This is a genomic window from Endothiovibrio diazotrophicus, from assembly GCF_054657215.1.
This window is the reverse complement of record NZ_BAAHXB010000189.1, coordinates 1-5172: the sequence shown is the minus strand read 5'-3', so window position 1 is coordinate 5172 and position 5172 is coordinate 1. Positions and strand designations below refer to the sequence as shown.

The window sequence follows — 5172 nt, the reverse complement described above, 5'->3', positions numbered from 1 at the left end:
GACGGGCCGCGAGACAAGCGAGTTTGGGATAATCTATTTTTTCCGCGTCCCTTACGCCATGGAATTCCGAAATCGCGCCACTCCACCTGAAATGCCTGCACCCGAAAACCGGGAAGGGCGCTCCGACAGGACAGGAGGCTCGCCGATAGGCAATCAGGTCTGTCTGAAGTAAATTGCCTGATGCTTGAACATCCATATTTTGAAAAAATAAAGACATTTACTCGAAACTACTACTTCTCAAGCTTTCCTACCAAAGAAAGTATAAAATCCGACCCCATAGATGTAAAATGCGGCCTCACAGAGAGCCTCATAAGATAAATGCCTAATTCTCCCACAACGTCTTTCACTTCAACTTTTGCTTGTCTTAAAAATCTTCTGGAACGAACTTCCGCAGATGCATCTTCTTGATCCACAACATATTGTCGTATCCACATATTTAATTCTTTCTCTAATCCCATACGATCTATCGATGAGCCTACTTTATCACGATTTAAAACCTTGAGGTAATGAGCAATCCGCTGAATCACAAACACATAGGGAAGTTGTGTTCCTAACTTATAATTCAACCGGTCCGTGACTTCGTTAATATTGCCCCCAGAATATTCTGGATATTTTATTGAATTTGCAGAAAAGAACACTGAATTATCAGAGTTTCTATCCTTGGTTAGAACAATAAATCCCTCTTCAGAAAGCTCGTACTCACGTTTGTCTGTAACAAGAACTTCTATTGAATTTGGAACTTTCTTCCCACCACTCTCGCATTGACGCAAGGGCAAGTTTTCAACTGCGCCACCACCTTGTCGTCCAATGATGTTTGGACACCAACGATATCTAGCAAAACTGTGTGTAAGACGAGTTGCAAATGCAAAAGCCGCATTCCCCCACAAATAATATTCGTGATTCTTAACATTTTCTGCATAATGAAATGACAGCATCGGGAAACCACCTGGCTCATACGGATGCCGCAATAGAAAACGCGGCATTGTCAACCCTATGTAACGGGAAATCTCCGACTCTCGAAGTATTTTCCAATTTGTATATCTTATCCCTTCAAAATGTTCACCAAGGTCTTTCACCGTTGGCAAAGCAGAAAAATCGTCCATAGCAAAAAACTTAGAACTAGCGGCTGCAATCAATGGCGCATGAGAACATGCAGCTACAGCGGCAATATTTGCCAACAATTTAATATCAGATGAGCTTGGACCAAATTCGTAGTTGGCGACTATTGCTCCCACAGGAGTTCCGCCAAACTCATCATACGCATACACATGCCTATACAATCCAGAGAGATTGCGCATTGTTAAAAAGCTATCGTATTTATCGAAATGAGAAAGCTTATATTCGCTTGAATTATCCGCAAAATCCTTTTCCAATTCTTCTTTATTTGCTTGAAAAATATCAATTCTAATATTTTCTCGAAAATCTGTATTTTCTACCAAATATTCCAAAGATCGCCAAGCAGACTCAATTTTCTGAAATTTAGGGTGATGAAGTATTTCATCTATTTGAGCACTCAATTTATTTTTATGGGCGGAAATCAATTTGTCTGTAAAATTTTTTATGCCCTTTATTTCCTTTAAATCTTTAATATTTTTAACAAGTAAGTTAATTCCACGGAAAATAATGCCATATCTATAGCTATCCTTGTCCGGAACATCGGCTCCCAAATCATTCAAAACACCCAAAACCAAGTCATCAATTTTTTGCAAATCATAAGTTGGCTTTATACCTTCAAAAGCCGCGCTATATTTTTTGCCCACAAGCACCGACTCAATATGCTCAGCAAGCTTACTCGACTCACTTAGCAACAACCGAAAGGCGAGAACGGATTCATAAGATTCAAGTTCCTTAGATAATTCCGGAACTATTTTGATTATCTTATCCGGAGCAAAGTCCGCCATAGACTTAATGGGAACACGAATCCAAATTTTGTTTTCTTTATCAATTTTTCTTTTACCCAAGAAATCCAGAACTCTAAGATGTATCTCAATTTTATGAGAACTTAACACGTCATTAAAAATATCTTTATTAATATTAATAGGCTCACGCTCTTTCAGAGGTGTCTCATCAGACCTTCCTGTAAAATCTCCTATAACAAATAACTTTAGAGGCAACTCTAATTCCGCAGAATCACTAAATACAGGTCTATAAGTAATATTGACACGATTTTTAGGAGCAACGGCACTTTCTTCTGTTGTTTTGTTATTGACATCTTCATACAGTGACCGAGGAGGAGCCTTTTTTTGATTTTTAACAACATTATCTTGGAATATCGAATGGATACTTAGAACACCTAACACTTCCGCTGTAACTCGTGCAAAAGAGCGGCTCATAAGAGTTGCTGAACCACTAACATAAGGTTGGCCATCCGTCTCAATAGGAAGCCCGATTAAAGCGTGAAAATTGATTGATTCACCATATCGCTTATTGATAAATTCAGATACGATCTCCTGCACTTGCAATGTATCTGGAATTAATGTCAACTTAAGCAAGGCCTTTCTAACACCTGGAAGAAAATCGTATTCTATTTCATCAGTAGCAGTTACCTCAAAAGATGAAATCCTCTCAATCAAGCCGCTTAAAAAAAACTCCGCTAAGTGAATTTGCCCTGATTTTGGCAACATGACCCTTTGCACTAAGCGCATAATAGGCAAGTGTAAAGGTACTGCTGCCAGACAACATGCCAGCCGAAAAGCCAACGGAGATGCGACTGCTTTAAAACGGGCTAAGTTTTCTTGATGGCTTAATTCTCGGCGGGGGCTCTTCGACTTCATGGTGGATGCCTTGAAAATAAAAGCGGGCATCGTTCGCGAGCTTCCTGAGCCAGTAATAAACCTTGCCCAATTATCAATATATTCAGGCTCCAACGTCATAAGTGGAACAGGTAACTGTCCCCCACTTTGTCTTGATTGCCAGCGAAAAGTGGGCTGGTGATATTGAAGAGAGCGATTTGCTCCACCAGGAAACGGCGCATGGACTTTGACCAATTGAGCATTACGTAAACCAGTTTGAGACCAAAGACGTTGTGGCAACATATGAATCATGGAAAGTGGATGCTCGCCACCCCACGCATTCAAACAACGTAGTAATTCAGAATTTTGCCAGGCTGGGGATATACAATCCGTTGCAATGACAATTAAACGAGGAAGCGCTGGCTCTATAAGTTCTTTATAACTATGAAGGGCTTTGCTGCCTTCTGTATAGATACCAAAATTTTGATCGTCACTATTGGTTTCCAAACGCCATACACGAATATCCCGAAATGCACCAAGGTGCTCGAATAATAGGCGAAGCTCTCTTGCTGTTTGATGCCACAAACGCATAGATGGAGAATTTTCAACAATTAAGACCAAGTCGAACCAACGCACCGGAGCACTTTTAATAACAGGAAGCCAAATCCGGCTTTGAGCAATCTGGCTAGCGCTGGCATTTTCATCGAGAATGAATTTGGTTGAAGAAGGAATTCGTTTTATCAAAGGACGCAAAGCACGCCCTAACTGCAAAGCATTCGGTAGCGCTCGCCCGCCAGGAGTACAAAATGGTATAGCCTGCACCGTACTGTCTACTGAACCCGGCGCGTATAAATCAGCACCATCATTTTTTATACTTTCTGAACCCTGAGTCTCATTCTTTAAGATCTTACTGCTACCACCTCTCAAATCATTGTCAATTTCGTCTATCCCAGTGTTCGGAGTAACTCTTGCTGCTTCTTTGTCGGCAGGTGAATCTGTTCGACGCACGTAATTCCGTGAAACATCAAAACTAGAAGTTATCGATGCATACCAAATAACATCTGCAATTTCCTCCGGACTATTTTTCAAGCCACAATCATGTAAGGCGGAAATTAGTTTACCTATGAGACTTTTCATATCTAGGTATCTGAAAGCGCCTCGAAAATTGAATCTCGTAGATTACTTTTCTCGGCTAACGTAATCTCATATTTCAACAAATAAATGGCGTTGAGTAGCTGATCTGTTGCGATTTCTTTGTGGCGAGCATCTCGAATATCAAGAAATTCTTGAATCAAATTCTTCACGTCATCTGTTTGCGAGGAAACTTGCAAATGTGCCTCAACTATTTCAGCAATTTTTTCTTCGGTCGGTGGTTTAATATTGAGACGTAAACAACGGCGCAAAAAAGCAGGTGGAAATTCGCGCTCACCATTACTGGTCATAATAACCAATGGGAACGCGTCGCAGCGGACAAGGCCAGTATTGGGGACAGATAGTTTATCCTGGCTACCGCTAGCATAAACCTCTACATCTTTTTGTCTTCCATCTTTAGGTAAGCGGGCTAGTTCGTGAATTTCAAATTCGCCTTCTTCAAACAAGTGCAGTAAGTCATTCGGCAGATCTATATCGCTTTTATCAATTTCATCAATAAGCACTACACTGGGCTGGCTGGGTTTGGATTGAAGAAATGCAGATCCTATCGACCCTAAGCGGATAAAACGACCAATATCCGGCAAAGATTGTTCCTGTTCATTCGAAATCATTTCTTGGTGTAACGACGCCTCTTGCAGACGACCAATAGCATCGTAGCTATATAGACCATCTTGCAGTACGGACTTCGAGGTTATCGGCCATACCAATACGTCACCAAGCCCTAGCTCATGAGCCACTGCATAGGCCAAAGAGGATTTCCCTGCACCGGGCTTTCCTGTAATTAATAACGGACGACGCAAATAAAGTGCTGCATTGACCATTTCAATTTCGTGCTCGCTCGCTTGGTATTTCTCTCCGCGCTCTCGGCGATTTTTTTTATTTTGGAATTCGCGCCAAGGCGGGGGCGGAGGAAGATTCTTTAACCGCAGGCTGGCCTCGGATGTATTATTATCACCGCGAAAAACTCTCTTCTCATTTCTCATCTCATTCATTCCTTCTATCTAAATTATAGAACAGATTTTAAATCTCTATTATTCCGGCGCGGTCAACACATAATCAGTATCCGGCGGCAATCGCTCCGGATCGTCCCATAGCAGAAGAGTATGATTCCAAATCTGTTCACAATCCGCCAATTGCTTCGACTCAGCGATGCGTTGCATCAGAATTTGCTCTGGCCAATATCGGCTGTCTTTAGAGCATACCAAAGTTATTATTTTTTCCTGCAGCAGGTGAATATTTATATCTTCTCGCAAGGGCCAAAACGCGAAGGGAAGCCCGGCCGCCAGCA

The 5172-nt window shown here is 41.6% G+C and carries 3 protein-coding genes; all 3 read right to left on the bottom strand.

Annotated elements, in window-relative coordinates:
• Window positions 1-230: 230 nt before the first annotated feature.
• On the bottom strand, window positions 231-3869 hold the full coding sequence (tssC, locus tag ACYQ2W_RS25120; protein ID WP_459873589.1) for a type VI secretion system contractile sheath large subunit: 3639 nt from the start codon (window positions 3867-3869) through the stop codon (window positions 231-233).
• Between the two features lie 2 nt (window positions 3870-3871).
• Window positions 3872-4867, bottom strand: a complete 996-nt coding sequence (locus tag ACYQ2W_RS25115) for an AAA family ATPase (protein ID WP_459873587.1) — start codon at window positions 4865-4867, stop codon at window positions 3872-3874.
• Window positions 4868-4915: 48 nt separating this feature from the next.
• On the bottom strand, window positions 4916-5172 hold a 257-nt coding region (locus tag ACYQ2W_RS25110), incomplete at its 5' end, for a hypothetical protein (RefSeq protein ID WP_459873585.1).